We start from the raw sequence: 17,334 nt of genomic DNA, 5'->3' as shown, positions 1-17,334 counted from the left end.
CACAATATGAAGGTACGATGAATCAATGAGAGCGTTTCGCGTGCGCCGCGGTGATTCCGGCAGCATTACTTCCCGGCGTATACGGCTTCCTTCAGGACGCCTATATACGGGAGGTTACGGTATTTTTCCGCATAATCGAGGCCGTAGCCGACGACAAAAGCGTCCGGCAGCGTATAGCCTTTGTAATCCGGCTCAAGATCAACCGTTCTGCGGGCAGGCTTGTCAAAGAGCGCTACAACCGAAACCGAAAGGGCATTGCGTCTCTCGAGCACATCGATCAAATAGCTGAGCGTCAGACCGCTGTCGATAATGTCTTCTACAATAATAACGTTTCGTCCTTCGACCGGAACGTCCAGATCCTTGATGATCTTCACGACGCCGGACGACTTCGTAGACTGGCCGTAACTGGACACCGCCATAAAATCGACTTCAAGCGGAACCGAGATCGACTTGACTAAATCGGACATAAAAATAAACGCGCCTTTCAGCACGCAGATGACGAGCAGGTTGCGTCCCTCGAAATCCCGGCTGATTTGTTGCCCAAGCTCTTTTACCTTCTGCATAATCTGTTCTTCGCTGTAAAGTACCTCTTGTATGTCGTTGTGCAACGAGACACCCTCCTACCATATTCTATGAACCAAAAGCCGCTTCGATACTACCCTGTATGATCGGATTGCGATTGTCCCGGCCACACGGAAACGCTGGCGGCGTCCAACGAGTTGCTTACGCAGGCTGAGCGGCTTCAAACGGCATAGCTGCCGTTCACCGTCCTTCCGGCAAAATTTGTTGCGTCTATCCTCACATTGGAGTACCCCCGCCGCATGCGGCATGCGGTTACGAACGGTCGCCCCGGTCGAGCCTAATCCGAAAAATGCGGGAGGTTCCTGCCGAAGGCTTCGCATGCGCCGAGCGACGCCCGGGCATCCAAAGCACGCGGCCAAGAACGTCCACAACAAGCGGAAGTCGGTCCCGCAGCCGGGGAGGCACTTTATCGTCAATGAAGATATCTTTTACTTTTTTGGTGCCGTTTAAACCCGAAAGCTCCATTCGGTCTCCGGCGTTCCGGTTGCGCACCGTAAGCGGAAATTGAAGCTCGTCAAGATCGAACCGGATTTCATCTTTTTCAGGACCGAGCCTGCGTTCATCGCGCAACGGCGCCGCTTCGCAAGCATATTCGTCCGAAATGGCGGACACCCGCCACCCCGTGCCAGGCAGCACCCATTCGCCCCCTTCGGGACGCACTATATAATGGAAGCCTTCCGCAGGCGCCTCGTTCACGGTGAAACGGATAACCTCATATTCCCGGACAAAAAAAATACGCTCGCCGATTTGATGCGTCATCGTCGTCGGTTCCGCCTGCATGATCGCCGAACGGATCCACTCCATCGTGATAAAATCGGACAAACCCTGATCTTTCGCGAGATAACTTAATATTAGTTTAATCAATCGCCTTTGTAAAGCGACATGAAGCTCGGCAAAAGCCTCACGGAGAAAGTGAAAACCGCCTGCTTCAGCCGTCGCCAAACGGTCGAACGCCCGCTTCGCCTCGCCTTCCATATAATCGTCCTCGGTGCCGGCCAAATCGGCCATCCGATTGAGCGCTTGGGGCAGTTGAGGATTGTACTGCATGAGCTGAGGCATCAGGTCCAGCCGCACCCGGTTGCGCATGTATTTGCGCTCGGCATTGCTGCTGTCTTCGCTATAGGCGAGCCCGTAAAGCTCGCAATGCTTTAATACCTCTGACTTGTATATACGAAGTAAAGGGCGAATCAGTTCCACATTTTTCACGATTCTTCGCTGGTGAATACCGGAAAGTCCGGAAAGCCCGCTTCCTCTTAGGATGCGCATGAGGACGGTTTCCGCCTGGTCGTCCGCGTGATGGGCAAGCGCGATCCTGCTCGCGTTATACCGCTCGGCGACTTGACGTAAAAACTCGTATCGCTTTTCCCGGGCGGCATTCTGAGGGTTGTCTCCGGTTTCGCGAATGTAGGCCGGGACATCGACGACCCCGATCTCGCAAGGCAAACCAAGCTGCTGCGAAAGCTCGCGCACTTGCTCGGCCTCCCGGTCGGATTCCTCGCCGCGGAATTGATGATTGACGTGCGCAACGACCAGCCTGAACCGCCACTCCCCGGACAGCAAAAAGAGGATATGCAGCAGCGCCACCGAATCGGGTCCACCCGAAACGGCCACCACTACGCTATCCTCCGGCTCCAATAAACGCTGAAAGACAATTTCCTGCTCGATTTTGCGAACTAGCTCCACTGCCGTTCATCCTTTCAGCCCGTGCATATCGCGGTACCGAATGCCGGCGCAAACATCCGGCTTATTCGTTAGAGTCCCATTTTATCACGCATCCGTAAAAGCCGAAAGTCACGGAGACTGCTGCCAATATACGTAAACCGCTCCCAGAAAAAGCAGCACCGACCCGAAAAAGCCAACCTTCAGCCAACCGCCGCGCGTTTTCTTAACGGAGCGGCTGCGGCTTTTGCCGGCCTCGGGATCGTACACCAGCCGTTTCCATTCCGCGTATGCCTCCTGGGAAGAACGGAATTGCTGGCTAAGCGCTTTGCGCAAAAATGCCGACAGCCAGCTGAGCTCGGGATCGTTGCTGAGCTCAGCAAGGAGCAGCTCCGGCGTGCGGGCCTCATGGGCGTGAGGCTTCGGCAAACTGTCTTTTGCACCGCCCGCCTGCATAAAAAGCACCGCAAACGAAAACAAATCGTAAGCCTCGTCGGCGGTCCGCGTCCCGGCTCCCCAGTAGCCGCGGTCATACATCTCCGTAAATTGCTTGACCGAACGGCCCTTTGCCGTTACGCCTCCGAAATCGACCAGCTCCACTTCGCCGTAGCCCGACACCAAGATGTTTTCCATTTTCAGATCGCCGAAAATCCAGCCGTGCGTATGCAGTTCCTTCAGCTTGCGCAGCAAATTCAGCCCCACCAGCCCGAGCCATTCTCGTCCATGCTGCTTCAAAAAAGCCGACAACCGCTGTCCCTTGAAGTATTTCATTACATAGAACGACGTGTCTCCGCCCTGCCAGTGAAAATCGTCGGCATCCACCAAATAGCGCTGAAACGAGCCCGGCTTCGTCGACAGATGCGTGAGCACATTGATTTCCGATTGATGGTCGACCGCGTCGAACCCCATCTTCATGGCATACTGCGTGCTACCCCGGCTGACCAGATATACTTTGCCGTTGGCGCCTTCGCCGATGAGCCGTTCAATCCGGTACTGGGCTTTGTTCCATTTACCGGTTACCGTCATCCCTGCCGGGAAGGCGGTCTTATACGATATAGTCACTCAGCATCCCGTCCTTGCTCTCATACCGGTCCTGACGATGCAGCGGGGCATCCTCGCCCTCCCTGAACCGATTGTCCATCATGAATCGGACGACATGGAGAATGGCAGGACCTGTCGGGGTTGTTCCCTTCATGTTTAATTTATAAAATAAGTTTTTGGTTTTGGCAAGGTCGCGGGTCCATTCCAGGTCCTGTTCCGCATCCTCGTTGTTCTTTCCGGGAAAATGAAAGACGGCCAGCTCGCTCGTCCCCTGGCGGGCTTGCAGGCTCAGCATCAGATCTTGAATCGCTTCCCGGACCGCCGGAATTTTGGGTTTCATACTGGCGCTCGCGTCAATCAGCAGCACGATGCGGAGGTCGGAGTTCTCCGTCATGTCTTCCATGACCTGAACGACCTGCGCTCGCTTGTCAGGAGGCAGCGCTTCGATCCGGCTGTCCCCGAGCAGATGCCGCAGCTCCTTGCCCACCGCCTGCTGAATCGTATGGGTAACCGTACGGCGGGTCATCATTTGTACCGTTTGCGATAGCGTATGCGTATCCGCCAGCCGGCTGAGGCCGCCGCCCGCTTTGGCGATTTCACCGATCTCTGCCGCCCCGAGCTCTCCGATGTCGCCCGCATCCACTATGCCGACCACATTTACGACAATGCCTTCCGCAAGCGCTTGAGCCGCGGCCACGATAGGACTGACGCCTACGTTCGAGCAGCCGTCCGTCACCAGTATGATTTGTTTCATGTCCATTCCCTCCCGGCGTTTCTCTTGATCACTCTATGTCTCTAGTTTTGCCATTTCATAGAGCGGTTAAACCGGGCCTGCAAGGAAATGTCCATGCTTATAGCTACGCCGCGATATTCGCGCTGCGCCTCTTCTCGCCGCGCCGCGCAAGCCCGAAGTAGCACACGACCGCTCCGATGTCGGCCGCCGCGATGACGATGCCCATCGGCAGGGGCGAATCTCCCCCGCCGAGGCCGACGAGCGGCGCGACCAGGCCGCCCATGACGAACGACAGCAAGCCCAACAGCGCTGAAGCGCTGCCGGCGGCGCTGCCGTTGTTTTGCATGGCCAGCGAGAAGCCTGCCGTCGAAACGATGCCCACGCTGGACACGACCAGGAACAGCGGAGGCAATATCGCGTAAAGCCCTGCGTCCGCCGTTATGACGGCAAGCAGCGATGCCCCGCCTGCGGCTGCAATGACGAGCCCCGCAACGAGCAGCTTCGTTTCACCGACCTTGCCGGCCAGCCGCCCCGTAATTTGCCCCGCGATAATGATGCCGAGACCGTTGACGGCGAATATGACGCTGAATATTTGCGGAGAAACGCCGAAAATGTCCTGGAGCACGAACGGAGAACCGGCGATATAGGCAAACATCGCGGCTGAGACGAGCCCCTGCGACAAGGCGAATCCCATGAAAACACGGTCGCCGATGAGACTGCGGAAGGTCGACAGCGTATTGCGGAAGCCTCCTTTCGAGCGGCGCTGCTCGGGCAGCGTTTCGCGGAGCCCCGCAAATACGGCGAACAGCATGATCACGCCTATGACGCCGAGCACCACAAACACGCCTCGCCAAGAAGTCACCTTCAGCAGCTGTCCGCCGACAATCGGCGAAAGGATCGGTGCGGCGCCGTTAACCAGCATCAGCAGCGAATAGAACTTCGTCAGCTCCGAGCCTGCGTACAGATCGCGAACGATAGCGCGCGAAATGACGATGCCGGCCGCCCCCGCCAGCCCTTGAACGAAGCGCAGCGCGACGAAGGAGCCGATCGAAGGAGAAACGACGCATACGAACGAAGCCGCGGCATAGGCGAACAGTCCCGCGAGCAGCGGCATCCGGCGACCGCGCACGTCGCTGAGCGGGCCCGCCAGCAGTTGCCCCAAGGAAAGCCCGAGCATGCAGGAGGTCAGGCTAAGCTGGGCAAGCGATGCGCTAGTATGCAGATCGTCCGCCAGCAGCGGCAGAGCCGGCAAGTACATATCCAGCGATAACGGCCCGAATGCGGAAAGCCCGCCCAATATCATAACCATCCACAAAAGACGGGTACGAACCCCCGCCTGTTTTTGTTCATCCATCATTCTTATAAACCCCTTTACGACAAAACGTATCCTGACGCACACCCAAAAATCGGTTTCCTTCATTGAAACCCTGCCAGTCATACAAAAAAGCAGGATGCATCATCCTGCCTCAGCATAAACCCTCCAGCAGCTGGAGAGTCAACTCGTTACGGGAATTTGAATTTCCGTCAGATGGTCCTCTTTATTGCGCGAAATAAACGGATCGATGATCGTTCGCTCGATCGCGTCGCCTGCTATGGACAGGCGGTTATCGCCCATAAACCGGAGAAGAAGCCGGTAGTAGCGGAGCGCGTCCGTGTGGTTGCCCCTAAAGTAAATGCATGCATAGTCGCCTTTGGGTAGTGCCGACACAAACGTCTCGTCATGGACCTCCTGCTCCGTCAGAATGAAAATCGAGTTGTACCGGTCGACCTTATACCGCAGCACATCTTCCTTGCAGATCGTCAGACCGACGCCCCCGATAAAAATCGAGGATGTGCGGCGCGTCAAATTTTCCAGCCGGCGCAGCGATAATTCCAGCTCCGGCTCCGAACCGATGCTGGTGCGCAGGCTGACGATTTTCCGCTCCTCGATATGCCGGACATGGACAACCTCCAAGTCGTCGATCCGCTTCGCCCGCTCCAGCTCGGCTATCCGATTGTCGAAACGGCTGCGGATCCCTTCTAGATCTTTGATTTTCCGCTCGGTATTCTCCTTCTCCCGCTTCAGCAGGTCGATAAAAGCCTGCATATCCCTCGATTCCAACTGCAGCCGAATATCCTTAAGGGGCACGCCGAGCGCCTTTAAATAATTGATCGTATTCAGGTGTTCGAACTGCTCGGTCGAATAATAGCGGTACCCGCTGTTGGGATCGGTTTCGATCGGTCTGAACAAATCGATCTCGTCGTAGTACCGGAGCGTTTTAACCGGCGTATTATGAAGCTTGGACATTTCGCCGATTGAAAATTTATTTTTCATAAACTGACCGTCCTTATGGTATAGGGAATTTCTACAAGTTTCAGTGTAAAACAAGGCCCGTTTCTTATCAAACGGGAACTTTCTTTGACACCTGACCGGTTATCCGTCGGCATTATCGCCCAGCACATTGAGGCTTTCAACCGGCATTACGATTTCATACGCCCCCTCATGTTGTATGTTTTGCAGCATGTCAGGCTCCAAAACGATGCTCGGCTATACGATGCTGCACGTTTTACAACATGTTCAGTGTGGAAAGCAGCTTTTGACCGGCCATTCGGTAAAAACATTGTATTTGATACAACTTCCATCCGCTGAAAGCCGGAATATAGGGGAAAATGCTGCAAATTGTGCAGCATCCGTTCATAGACTTGTTCGATTCGTCTACTTAACTGTCCTTCTCGCGTGCCTCGGCCAACAGAGTCAACATCCCCCCGTCCCATGGCAGCCGCCAATCAGGAATCCGCTTCGCATTCCCGAAGCCAATATGCCAAAAAGGCTGCCCTATGGCAGCCTTACCTGTTTGCTCGATCAACCAACAAGCCTCTCTAGCTCACCGTCTTCGGACGCTCGAAGCGCGACAGCCCCGGCCAGCGGAACGTAGCCCATTCCGGCTGGTACCGCTCGATGCGCGCGACGATGACCGTCATGTCGTCGCCGATATCCCCCTTCAGTTGGCGGAACACCCGTTCCAGCAAGCAATCCGCGAAATCCTGCGGCGTCTCCGCGTCGATTTCCTGAATGACCCTTCGCACCCACATCTCCTTGTTGACCGCATAGCCCGGCGCATCGAAAATGCCGTCCGTCATCATGATCAGCACATCGCCAGGCTGCAGCTGCACCGATACGAGATCGACCTCGATATCGTGCAGAATGCCGACCGGCAAATTGTTCGCCGTAATCTGAATGACCTCCGAGCCCCGCTTTATGAAGCTCGGCGTCGAGCCGATTTTCATAAATGTCGTGTGCGCGTTGTACAGATCGATCAGCGCCATGTCGACAGTGGCGAACATTTCATCGGGCGAGCGCAGCATCAGCACCGAATTGACCGACTTGATTGCGAGCCGCTCGTCCATCCCCGACTGCAGCAGCTGCTGCAAGATCGCCAGCGCCGTGCTGCTCTCCGCGCGCGCCCGCTCGCCGTTGCCCATGCCGTCGCTTAGCGCTACGGCGAATTTGCCGTTGCCGAGCTCCATCGTACTGAAGCTGTCGCCCGACAGCAGCGCCCCGCCCTTGGCGGCCCCCGCCACGCCCGTCTCGATCTCGTACTCCTTGGCCGAGCCGAACGCCACGGTGCAGAAGCCTTCCTTCTTCTCGTACTCCTCGCGCTTGACCGCGATGTTCTCGCCGAGAATGTCGGACAGCAGCGGCGCGATAATTTTGCGGCATTCGTCGAAGCCCCGGGAAAACTGATGGACGATTTCAATTTCGACATTGCCCTCCTCCAGCGATACGATATCGATGCTGTGAATCGACAAGCCAAGCTCCTCGAGCGCATGCCGCACCTGTTCCTCCTGCAAATGAAGGGCCTGTCCTTCGCGCTTGATTTCCTTCGCCAAGTCCTCCATGATCTGCGATACGCCGGTCAGCTGGTCCGCGACGAGCTGGCGGCTCTCGGCGATTTGTTTCTTCCAGCGCAAGTCGTTCTTATGCAGCTCGTACTGCCGCTTCATCACGTCGAGCACCTGATCCGTGCGCACGCACGCGCGGCCCCATTCGAACGGGAAATCCTTGCGCGCAAACCGCTCGTTTCCTTCGATGCCCGTCATCATGCCGGTCATCATCTTGTAGGTCCGGTAAAATTGATCGTCCCAGCATTGATTTCGCCTCGAACAGGTATTGCATACTTTCTGCTCGACGTTCGTCATGAAGTGGCCGATTTCCTCGTCCCTCTTCTTCTGCGGTTCGACTTCGCCCGTAAGCTGCTTGAAGCTCTTCGACAGCTGGCGGAACACCTCCGAGAACTGCTCCACCCGGCTTGCCGTAATATCCCGCACTCTTTTGGCATACTCGTAATGCGTTTTCATATTTTCCTGCGTGCCGGGGACGAACTTCGCCAGCGTCTTGATCATGCTTCGTGGCGTAAGCAGGAACAACAGAGCCGCTGCTAGCGACTCGTATGTCGAGGTAACGACCGCCGCCTGATCGCCTACATAAATGGATAGGATAGAGGAACCGAGCAGCATGCCGAGCGCTACCGCCAATCGCTTGCCCTCACGCAGCAGCCCCGCCAGCATGCCGGCAAACGCCAGCAGGCTCATTTGGTACACCGCGTTCACGTCCGCCAGACTCAGAATCAGCCCCGTGATTACGCCGACCGACGCCCCTAGCGGAGCTCCGCCTACAAGCGCGAACAACAGAATCAAATAACGGGAAAGCACATGCTCCACCGTAACCGGCCCGACCAGCCATCCGACCGTCCCCGTCATGACCGATGCGAGCAAAATGATCAGACAGATGATTTCCTCGTGCTTCAGACTGTATTTGCGGGCGACGGTAAAAACGGGAAGCGCCTGCAGGAAGATGAGCGTCAAAATAAAACTGAGCACGGCCTGCACAGCCGTCATCATAAGCGAATACCACGTAATCTCGCCGGACACGGCGATGGCAAGCAGTTGAACGAACGCGGTCGAGACGAAGACCAATACGGGCACATACGAGGTTTCGGCCCGCTCGAATTTCTCCAGCGCCTTCTGGATCAGCAGAAAGACGATCATTTCCATAGCCGTGAAGAGGACATGAGGATCCATTGAGAAAAACGTCCCTGCCAATAAAGCGGCGCCCGTCCATGCCAGCAAATCCTTGCGCACATAATAGATGACGGCAAAATAGGCGATGCCGAACGGGGCCAGCTCGTCCAGTATCGTTGCCCGTCCGAGCAGGAAAGCCATTACAACCATGAGAATCGTCCACTTTTTGACCATCCACGCCTGCACCAAGCGGTTCTCCAGCAGCGAACGCCACCATCCGCCCGGTCCCTGGAACACGGAAAGCCACCTCTGCTGCCGATTGATCTTCACCGCTTCATTCGTCTTCTGCATACCTCAGGACACCACCTTACCGTTTTCGTGTCCCCCTATTATATGAACAATCTATCATGAAGTTTGTCACAATCCGGTGGTAGATTCATAAAACTTTCCGACAAAAAACCGTTTTATCCGGGAAGCCTCCCCGTCAAGTACCGAAGTCCCATGTACGTCCGTCATACGCGAACGCCCCGCATTTCATGGACTATAACGGAATCCGAAGGATACGATGAAGAATCGCGAGCGCTCTCACGGGGAAGGGGCACTTGGTTTATGCTGATACGCAAACTTTGGCCGCGGCGGCGCAGCGTCATTCTGGGCCGGCCGATTCCTGCTTGGCGATATAGCCGACGCGAAGAATGATCGTGCGAGCCTTTCCGGTCCGCACGAGCAGGACCATACACGATTCACATAAAAACACCGGCCGGCAGCTCGGCATTTAAGGAAGAGAAGCTTCCGTGTCGGCGGGCCAGGCGATGCTGTCGAATGCCGGGACGAAGAAGCCTCTGCCCGCCAGTGCCTAATCATCAATAAAAAGACGGTCCCCGCTCAATGGGACCGTCTTGTTTATATTAGGCGATGGCGAGCTTGCCGTTTGTGAAGCGGATGCCGACAGGGACGCCCGCCCGGCAGTCGGCGTGAAGAAGCGCATCGCCGTACCGGACCGGATACACCCCGTCGCGGTCCGCCACAAGCGTCGCTTGCGCCAGCTCGCCGCCGGCCCAGACGATCGACACCGTGCAGCCGCCCCGCGCGCGCAGTCCGCTCACGCGGCCGTCCGCCCACTCGCCGGGCAGCGCCGGCAGCAAATGAACGCAATGCCGGTGGCTCTGCAGCAGCAGCTCGGCAATGCCGGCAGCTACGCCGAAATTGCCGTCGATCTGGAAGGGCGGATGCGCACAGAACAGATTGGCGTAAATACCGCCCTTCCGATAGTTCGTATCGCCCGGCTCCAGCACGTTCAGGAAGTTGCGAACAATACGCAGCGCATGATCGCCGTCGCGGAGCCGGGCCCAGACCGCAAGCTTCCAGCCCATGCTCCAGCCCGTCGCCTCATCGCCGCGCAGCTCCATCGTCCGCTCGATCGCCCGGATGATGTCCGGCGTATCTTCGAACGTAAATTGCCGGCCGGGGAACAAGCCGAACAGATGCGAAAGATGGCGGTGCTGCGGATCTTCCTCGGCGAACTCGCGATTCCACTCCAGCAGCTGGCCTTGCGATCCGATTTGCGGCCGCTTCAGCTTCGCGCTAGCCTCCTCGCATTCGAGCGCAAAGGCTTCATCGATGCCCAGCTCCGCATGGACGTTCGCCGCAATCTGCAGCAGCTCCCAAGCAAGCTGCATATCCATCGCGCTCGCTTGCGTCACGCCGCATGCCGTACCATCGCCGCTCCGGAACCAATTCTCCGGCGACACGGATGGACTCGTTATCCTCCTGCCGTCCTCGTCCTCCACCAGCCAATCGAGCACGAATCGAGCCGCCCCTTTGATAATCGGCCAAGCCCGGTTCTCCAGAAAGCCGCGGTCGCCTCCGAACGAATACCTCTCCCATAGATGCTGGCACAGCCACGCACCTGCCATCGGCCAGTACGCCCAAACGGCGTCCCCCCTGCTGCCGACGTTGTTCGTCCGCCAAATATCCGACATCGTATGCGCGGTCCAGCCCCCGCAGCCATATTGAATACGGGCGGTAGCCGCTCCGGTCTGCGCCTGCTCCTCGATTAGCGCCAAAAGCGGTTCGTGGCACTCCGCCAAGTTGCACGTTTCCGCCAGCCAGTAATTCATCTGCAAATTAATGTTGAGATGGTAGTCGCAATTCCACGGCGGCTGCACCCTATCGTTCCATATCCCCTGCAAATTGGCGGCCTGCGTTCCCGGGCGCGAGCTCGAGACGAGCAGGTACCGGCCGAATTGAAACACCAGTGCCGTCATCGCCGGATCCTGCGAGCCTGCGGCAATACGCCGCAGCCGTTCGTCGGTAGGCAGCAAGGCCGTTTCCGCAGGACCGCCCAGCTCAAGGCGGACACGTCCGAACAGCGACCGGTAATCCCGCACATGCGCCTCCAGCAGCTCGCCGTACGTTTTGCGGATCGCCTTGTCCAGCACGGCGGCGCAAACCTCCGCGGGCTGCACATCCGACAAGCCCGGCGCTTTATCGAATCCGTCGAAGCTCGTAGCAGCGGCATAGATCAACGTGACGGCCGAAGCGCCTGAAACGATGATCCGATCTCCCTCGGCCGATATCCGGCCTCCCTGGCATTCCGACACGCGGACGGCGGCCGCAAAGCTCATGGCCAGCCCAGGCTCTTCCTCGTCGTACACGACGGCCGGTTCGAGTCCGTTATTATGGTTCCTCACGCGCTTCGGGCAGCGGCCGGCCAGGAGAAGCGCCCCCTCTTCCGTTATGGATGCCGTATGCCGAAGTTGGGAATCCAGCGTCACTTCGACCTGTACGTCATTCGGGCCGTCGCTTTCCAAACGAACGACCATGACCTGATCGACCGCCGAGATGAAGACCGTCCGCCGGTGTCCTTCATAGGCGACTTCCGTTACGGCCGTTTCCAAATCAAGCTCGCGCCTGTAACCGCGCTCGGACTGCTCTCCGCCGAATCGCAAGTAAAGATCGCCCAGCGGCTGATAGGGCTGTACGCCGTTTCCCTCCGCCCCCAACATTCTTTCCTGCACCAGCTTCTGAGCCTCCGCATAGCGCCCCTCGGCAAGCAGCTTGCGGGCCTCCTGCAAATACGCATAAGCGTCCGGGTTATGCTCCTGAGCAGGGTAACCCGCCCAAAGCGTATCCTCGTTCAGCGAGATGCGTTCCTGCTCCATGCAGCCGAATACCATCGCTCCGAGCCGTCCGTTGCCAAGCGGAAGCGCTTCCGTCCATACGCTCGCCGGCCGTTCATACCACAGTCTTAAATGCTTCTCCAGAAAGATCGCCTGCCCTCTGCCGTGATACTGTCATTATATCGGGGGGCGATGCGTCTAGAAATAACATTATATTTCACATCCCTACAACAATATTGCTATCGCAGAATACAAGGATAAATGCCATTCGGCGTCTTTGAAGCCAGACGTTTGCCGAGAAATGGAACAATCAGCGGAGGATATACTTTCTGACATTTCAAGGATAAACGGCTTCGCCGTCCTATTAGGGACAAACGCGTTTACCGAAATTTAGAGCGACTTCCACGATATACTTTCTGAAAAATAAAAAAAGAACCTCCGCATTCGCGAAAGTTCGTTAGGTTTATAAGTATGGTAGCGGCAGAGGGGATCGAACCCCCGACCTTACGGGTATGAACCGTACGCTCTAGCCAGCTGAGCTACGCCGCCACGACAAATCAAAGTATATACCAGCCCTCCCTCACCTGTCAAGCCGGGGCAGGGTCCGCCGCCTTCCCCCCCTCTTTACTCGCCGATTTAGCTTGTATCCGGCAGACGCCCTTCCGCAGCAAGGCCAAAAAAACCGCAGCGGCGCAATGCCGTGCGGTTGATGATCAAGGAATTAGTCGCGACGAGCGCCTCTGCCTCCGCGTTTGCCTTCCGTGTTCTTCTTGAGGGAGGACATGCGTTCTTCGCTGTCTTTCAGGAAGCGGGACATTTTATCCTCAAACGATGGCTTGTTGGCAGCTGATTTGAAAGGACGTCCGCCACGGTCACCACGATTGAATCCACCACGGTCGCCGCCACCGCCGCCACCACGATTGAATCCGCCACGGTCACCGCCACCCCGGTTAAATCCGCCTTCTCTGCCTCCACGTTCAGGAGTTCCTTCAGGCTTGTCGACCGCTTGCTTGATGGACAAACCAATTTTGCCGTCCTTGTCAACGTTAATCACTTTTACGAGGACTTTGTCCTCCAGCTTCAAATGATCGTTGACGTCTTTCACATAATTATCGGCGATTTCCGAGATGTGGACAAGGCCGGTACCGCCCTCCGGAAGTTCAACGAACGCTCCAAAATGGGTGATGCCGGTAACTTTCCCTTCCAGCTTGCTGCCTACTTCAATTGCCATAAAGGTAAATGTGCCTCCCTTAAAATTTTGAAAAAACCTGGCTACGAAGATTATAACTGATGCATACTAACTGGTCAACCGACCAAACACCTAGCAGGATAAGGGCTTAGCCGACTTCGCCTATAAGGCTGCGGCTGCCGTATCCGATCAGGCCCCGTCGTGCCAGTCGCTGCGATGTTCCGTAAAGCGCTTATTCCGCTCTGACGTCAAAGCTATTTGGGCAACTCGAAGATCGTTTCCCCGGGCTTTGCGACCCGCAGTTCCTTGCGCGCTTTTTCTTCCTTGTATTCCGGATCGTTCAGCCGGGTAATTTCCCGTTTGAGATCGTCGTGCACCTTATTCGTTTCGGCAAGCTTCGCCTCCAACTGCTCCAGTTGCTCCCCTTTTGCAGAAAACTGGCCCATTTGCTCCCATAAGGTAACGCAAGCCCAAATCAGCAAGCTTACCATAATGAACGAAATGAGCTTCATCAACCGGTTGGGCGATTTGCTTGGTTGCGTCGTATGCGATAATTCTTGCGGCGTCATCAAGCTGAAAAACCTCCTAATTGATCCCTGCAAAATGAAGCTAGCCGCTTCCGGAACCTTACTTCCCCCTGACGCAAGCAAACCAGGAGCCTTATCGGACATATAACAATCGCCTCGAGCGAACGCCCGAAGCGCATGTATGCGAAATGTGTGCGAATTATGCTTGTACTGCTGTCTGCGGCGGCAAAGACCATATAAGCCCGTCCGTTCCGCGCAAGACCGAATCGGGTGTCATTCCTTTTTGTCAAAAAGCCAGCCCTTCAAGCGGCTCCAGCCCCGCTTCGCTCCATTCGCCCAACGCGCAGCCATTCCGGACAATCCGAGACGTTTTACGATGAACCGTAAGATGGCGGCTCCCGCTGCCTTGAACGGGTACAGTAATTGTAACACAATTTTTCCGAGGAACATAGCGGCAGCCGCCAAAAACCCGAGTATCGCGATGACCAATTTATAAATCCAAATGATCGGCGTTACGATAAACAAGTCGATCGTACGCAGCAGCAGCTTGTACAGCCATTTGACAACCCGGATGATTCCCATGACGAGCTTGACGGTGATCCCCGTCGTGAAGCAATAGTGGAACGAGCCCCCGGCCACCAGACCGATAAATACGAACAGCCGGACTTGTCCGTAGTTGCTGTAGAAGAGCACCCGAAACACCAACAGCGTCGCCGTCAGCCAAAAGATGAGATCCAGCAGGTGGATGAGCAAACGCGGCAGACGCAGCTGCCCAGTCAGCACGCGGTATGTATCGAACAAAATGCCGAGCGCCCATCCGCAGCCAAACATCAACCCCAGCGTTAAAAACTGTTCGTTCAGCGTCACTTGAACAGCTTGCCGAGCAGGCCTTTGGATTTGCCCTGGGTGTTCGCATCCAAATACGCGAGCGCATGCACCAGTCCCTCGATAGCGACTAGGCCTTGCTCCAGATTGAGGTTTTTGATATGTAAATTTTGTCCTTTAATGGTCAGAAAGCCGCATTCCGTTTCCAGCAAAAACTCCTCGTTATCGAAGCTTTCCACGTTCATAACGCCGGATATCTCCAGCAGCTTGCGGTTCAGCATGCGCACTTCCTGGCGCTTCACTTTTCCTTGATCGATCATGGCATGTACCCCTCCCTTACTTCTACCATATGGAGGGATGTCCCGAATTAGAACAAGGGCCGCATCCGCCTGCGACGAAAAAAAAGGACGCGCCCCTGCCGGCTGCAGACGAATGGTTCCTGAACAATAAAAGAGACCGGGCAATCGCCCGGCCTCCTTGCGCTATGACGTCGTGTTCGATTCTTCCTTCAGCAGCGTATACATCTCGGCGGCTTCGTCCTTGCGGCTTGTTTCCGCAATGCGCTCCACCCGCACCGTAACGCGCTTCTGGCCGAACTGCACGGCAAGCTCGTCGCCCACCTTCACCGTGCTGCTCGGTTTGGCTTCCTTTCCGTTTATCCAGACGCGTCCTTGCTCGGAAACATCCTTCGCAACGGTCCTGCGCTTGATCAGACGGGAAACCTTCAAAAACTTATCGAGCCGCATTATTTTACAGCTTCTTTAAGCTTGTTGCCGGCTTTGAACGCAGGCACTTTCGATTCCGGAATGGAGATCGCTTTGCCCGTTTGCGGGTTGCGGCCCGTACGTCCGGAACGTTTGCGAGTTTCGAATGTGCCAAAGCCGATCAATTGCACTTTGTCGCCAGTCGACAACGCATCAGTAATTTCACCAAGGAAACCGTTAAGAACGGTTTCGACATCTTTCTTCGTCAAACCGCTTTTTTCTGCAATGTTGTTGATCAGATCTGTCTTGTTCATTTGCTTCATTACCTCCTACAGGTTTCATTCGGAAAATAGGATACGCTCATATGTATTCTTTGTCTACTAGGAAAATCCTTCTACTGCAAGGAATTTTTCAAAACTTTTTTTGCTTCTTGCCAAAAATATTCCATTTCTGTTAGGTTCGTTTGCTCGAAGGTTTTGCCGTTTTCACGGAGCTTTTGTTCGATATACGAAAATCTGGCGACAAATTTCTTGTTTGTTTGCGCCAAAGCTTCCTCCGGATCCGCCTTTAAGAACCGCGCCGCGTTGACGACGGCGAACAGCAAGTCGCCAAGCTCCGCCTTGGCCTCCTCCGGATCAGCGCCCGGTCCGTGCGCCGCGTCCTTCAGCTCCTGAAGCTCTTCCTCGATCTTCGCGTACACGTCCTCGATGCGATCCCAATCGAAGCCTACCTCGGCCGCTTTTTTTTGCAGCTTCCAAGCCTTCATTAGGCCGGGCAGATCGCGCGGAACGCCGGAAAGTTGAGAGATGCGGGCCGTATCCACGCCCTTGCTCGCTTTTTCCTCCTGCTTGATCGCCTGCCAGTTGGCAAGCGCCTCGTCGGCGTTATCGGCGCCGAGGGTGCCGAATACATGGGGATGACGCCGAATCAGCTTCTCGTTCAATCCCTGAATGACGTCATACACGGTGAACGCGCCGGTTTCCTGCTCCATCTGGGCATGCAGCATAATTTGCAGCAGCACGTCGCCAAGCTCCTCGCACATGGCATCCGGGTCGTCGTCGTCGATCGTCTCCAGCACCTCGTACGTTTCCTCGATAAAGTTTTTGCGGATGCTCGCATGCGTTTGCTCGCGATCCCACGGACACCCTTCCGGACTGCGGAGAATTTCCACGATCTCATGCAGCCGGTGGAAGGACCGGTTCTGCAGCGACTCCTCGCCGCTCCTCGGCACCCAGACGAGCGAAAGGTTGCCGTAACCGTCGACCCGGTCGAGCTCGTACAACGGCACGCGCAGTATGCGCTCCTCGCCGGCGACGCCAAGGGCATGGCCGACTACGACGGGGTAATCGTCCGGATACACGTCCATCAGCGCCAGCTTCGCGTCAGAGGCCGTGTAAGCATCATACACTTGGCCGATAACGGTATGCAGCTGCGGGTTAAGCAGCTTCGCGCTGAGCTGTGAAGCGTCGAGCAGCTGAAAACCTTCGATCGGATCGAACCCCAGGCGCAGGAACGACTGGTCGAGGAAGCTTTCGCCGCCCAGCACGGTAAGCTCGACACCCGCCTCCGGACACCGGCTCCGCAAAAGCTGCGTCGTCTGCTCGGCCACCATCGGATGCCCCGGAACGGCATATACGATCTCACGCTCCGGATTGGCCTTTGCGAGCGCAAGCAATTCGTCTGCGATGGCGTCGTAAACGTCCTCGAAAGCGTCATGGCTTTCGTATAAGCGGTCGAACGGCGTGTATTCGATTCCGTTCTCCTTCAGCCACCCGAGCACGGGATGCCGCTCAGTTCTTGCATAAATATGCGGAGACGCCTGCTGCAGCTTGCGCCATATGCCGAGCGTCAGCTGCGATTCGTCTCCCGTACCCAGTCCTACTACCGAAATATGTCCGGGCATGCGGTCGTCCTCCTTCATTCGCTCCGTATCCATCATTTCCACAAACCT

The 17,334-nt window shown here is 56.3% G+C and carries 15 protein-coding genes and 1 tRNA gene; all 16 read right to left on the bottom strand.

Annotated features, from left to right (window positions below):
* Positions 1 to 65 precede the first annotated feature (65 nt).
* Complete coding sequence (gene hpt / locus ACKGJP_RS01270; RefSeq protein ID WP_409343904.1) at positions 66 to 608, bottom strand: hypoxanthine phosphoribosyltransferase; 543 nt, start codon at positions 606 to 608, stop codon at positions 66 to 68.
* 226 nt (positions 609 to 834) lie between these two features.
* The gene (gene tilS, locus ACKGJP_RS01265) at positions 835 to 2,265 is read right to left on the bottom strand and encodes a tRNA lysidine(34) synthetase TilS (protein ID WP_409343903.1); all 1,431 of its coding nucleotides are present in this window, start codon (positions 2,263 to 2,265) and stop codon (positions 835 to 837) included.
* Positions 2,266 to 2,373: 108 nt separating this feature from the next.
* Entirely contained in the window at positions 2,374 to 3,303 is a 930-nt protein-coding gene (locus tag ACKGJP_RS01260; protein ID WP_409343902.1) for a serine/threonine protein kinase, read from the bottom strand.
* On the bottom strand, positions 3,287 to 4,036 hold the full coding sequence (locus ACKGJP_RS01255) for a vWA domain-containing protein (protein WP_409343901.1): 750 nt from the start codon (positions 4,034 to 4,036) through the stop codon (positions 3,287 to 3,289). The genes ACKGJP_RS01260 and ACKGJP_RS01255 overlap by 17 nt, the downstream gene beginning before the upstream one ends.
* Positions 4,037 to 4,139: 103 nt before the next feature.
* Complete coding sequence (locus ACKGJP_RS01250; protein ID WP_409343900.1) at positions 4,140 to 5,372, bottom strand: multidrug effflux MFS transporter; 1,233 nt, start codon at positions 5,370 to 5,372, stop codon at positions 4,140 to 4,142.
* A gap of 138 nt (positions 5,373 to 5,510) precedes the next feature.
* Positions 5,511 to 6,329, bottom strand: a complete 819-nt coding sequence (locus ACKGJP_RS01245) for a MerR family transcriptional regulator (RefSeq protein ID WP_409343899.1) — start codon at positions 6,327 to 6,329, stop codon at positions 5,511 to 5,513.
* A 545-nt stretch (positions 6,330 to 6,874) separates the two neighbouring features.
* Positions 6,875 to 9,367 (bottom strand): stage II sporulation protein E, encoded by a 2,493-nt coding sequence (gene spoIIE / locus ACKGJP_RS01240; RefSeq protein ID WP_409343898.1) that lies wholly within the window; start codon positions 9,365 to 9,367, stop codon positions 6,875 to 6,877.
* A gap of 557 nt (positions 9,368 to 9,924) precedes the next feature.
* Positions 9,925 to 12,264 (bottom strand): glycosyl hydrolase family 95 catalytic domain-containing protein, encoded by a 2,340-nt coding sequence (locus tag ACKGJP_RS01235; RefSeq protein ID WP_409347046.1) that lies wholly within the window; start codon positions 12,262 to 12,264, stop codon positions 9,925 to 9,927.
* 346 nt (positions 12,265 to 12,610) lie between these two features.
* Positions 12,611 to 12,687, bottom strand: a tRNA-Met gene (locus tag ACKGJP_RS01230).
* A 172-nt stretch (positions 12,688 to 12,859) separates the two neighbouring features.
* Positions 12,860 to 13,369, bottom strand: a complete 510-nt coding sequence (locus ACKGJP_RS01225; RefSeq protein ID WP_409343897.1) for a S1 domain-containing RNA-binding protein — start codon at positions 13,367 to 13,369, stop codon at positions 12,860 to 12,862.
* Between the two features lie 212 nt (positions 13,370 to 13,581).
* Positions 13,582 to 13,896 (bottom strand): FtsB family cell division protein, encoded by a 315-nt coding sequence (locus tag ACKGJP_RS01220; protein WP_409347045.1) that lies wholly within the window; start codon positions 13,894 to 13,896, stop codon positions 13,582 to 13,584.
* A 231-nt stretch (positions 13,897 to 14,127) separates the two neighbouring features.
* Positions 14,128 to 14,721: a spore cortex biosynthesis protein YabQ gene (yabQ, locus tag ACKGJP_RS01215; RefSeq protein WP_409343896.1), complete on the bottom strand. Its 594-nt coding sequence runs from the start codon at positions 14,719 to 14,721 to the stop codon at positions 14,128 to 14,130.
* Positions 14,718 to 14,999, bottom strand: a complete 282-nt coding sequence (gene yabP, locus ACKGJP_RS01210; protein ID WP_113036486.1) for a sporulation protein YabP — start codon at positions 14,997 to 14,999, stop codon at positions 14,718 to 14,720. Before yabP ends, yabQ begins: the two co-directional genes overlap by 4 nt.
* A gap of 162 nt (positions 15,000 to 15,161) precedes the next feature.
* Complete coding sequence (locus ACKGJP_RS01205; RefSeq protein WP_409343895.1) at positions 15,162 to 15,425, bottom strand: RNA-binding S4 domain-containing protein; 264 nt, start codon at positions 15,423 to 15,425, stop codon at positions 15,162 to 15,164.
* Positions 15,425 to 15,697 (bottom strand): HU family DNA-binding protein, encoded by a 273-nt coding sequence (locus tag ACKGJP_RS01200; RefSeq protein ID WP_409343894.1) that lies wholly within the window; start codon positions 15,695 to 15,697, stop codon positions 15,425 to 15,427. The genes ACKGJP_RS01205 and ACKGJP_RS01200 overlap by 1 nt, the downstream gene beginning before the upstream one ends.
* 80 nt (positions 15,698 to 15,777) lie before the next feature.
* Positions 15,778 to 17,286, bottom strand: coding sequence for a nucleoside triphosphate pyrophosphohydrolase (gene mazG, locus ACKGJP_RS01195; protein ID WP_409347044.1), 1,509 nt, complete (start codon positions 17,284 to 17,286; stop codon positions 15,778 to 15,780).
* Positions 17,287 to 17,334 lie beyond the last annotated feature (48 nt).

Source organism: Paenibacillus litoralis (assembly GCF_046244365.1).
Taxonomy (GTDB): domain Bacteria; phylum Bacillota; class Bacilli; order Paenibacillales; family NBRC-103111; genus Paenibacillus_V.
Note: the sequence above shows the minus strand (reverse complement) of the source record. Positions and strands in the feature narration are given on the sequence as shown.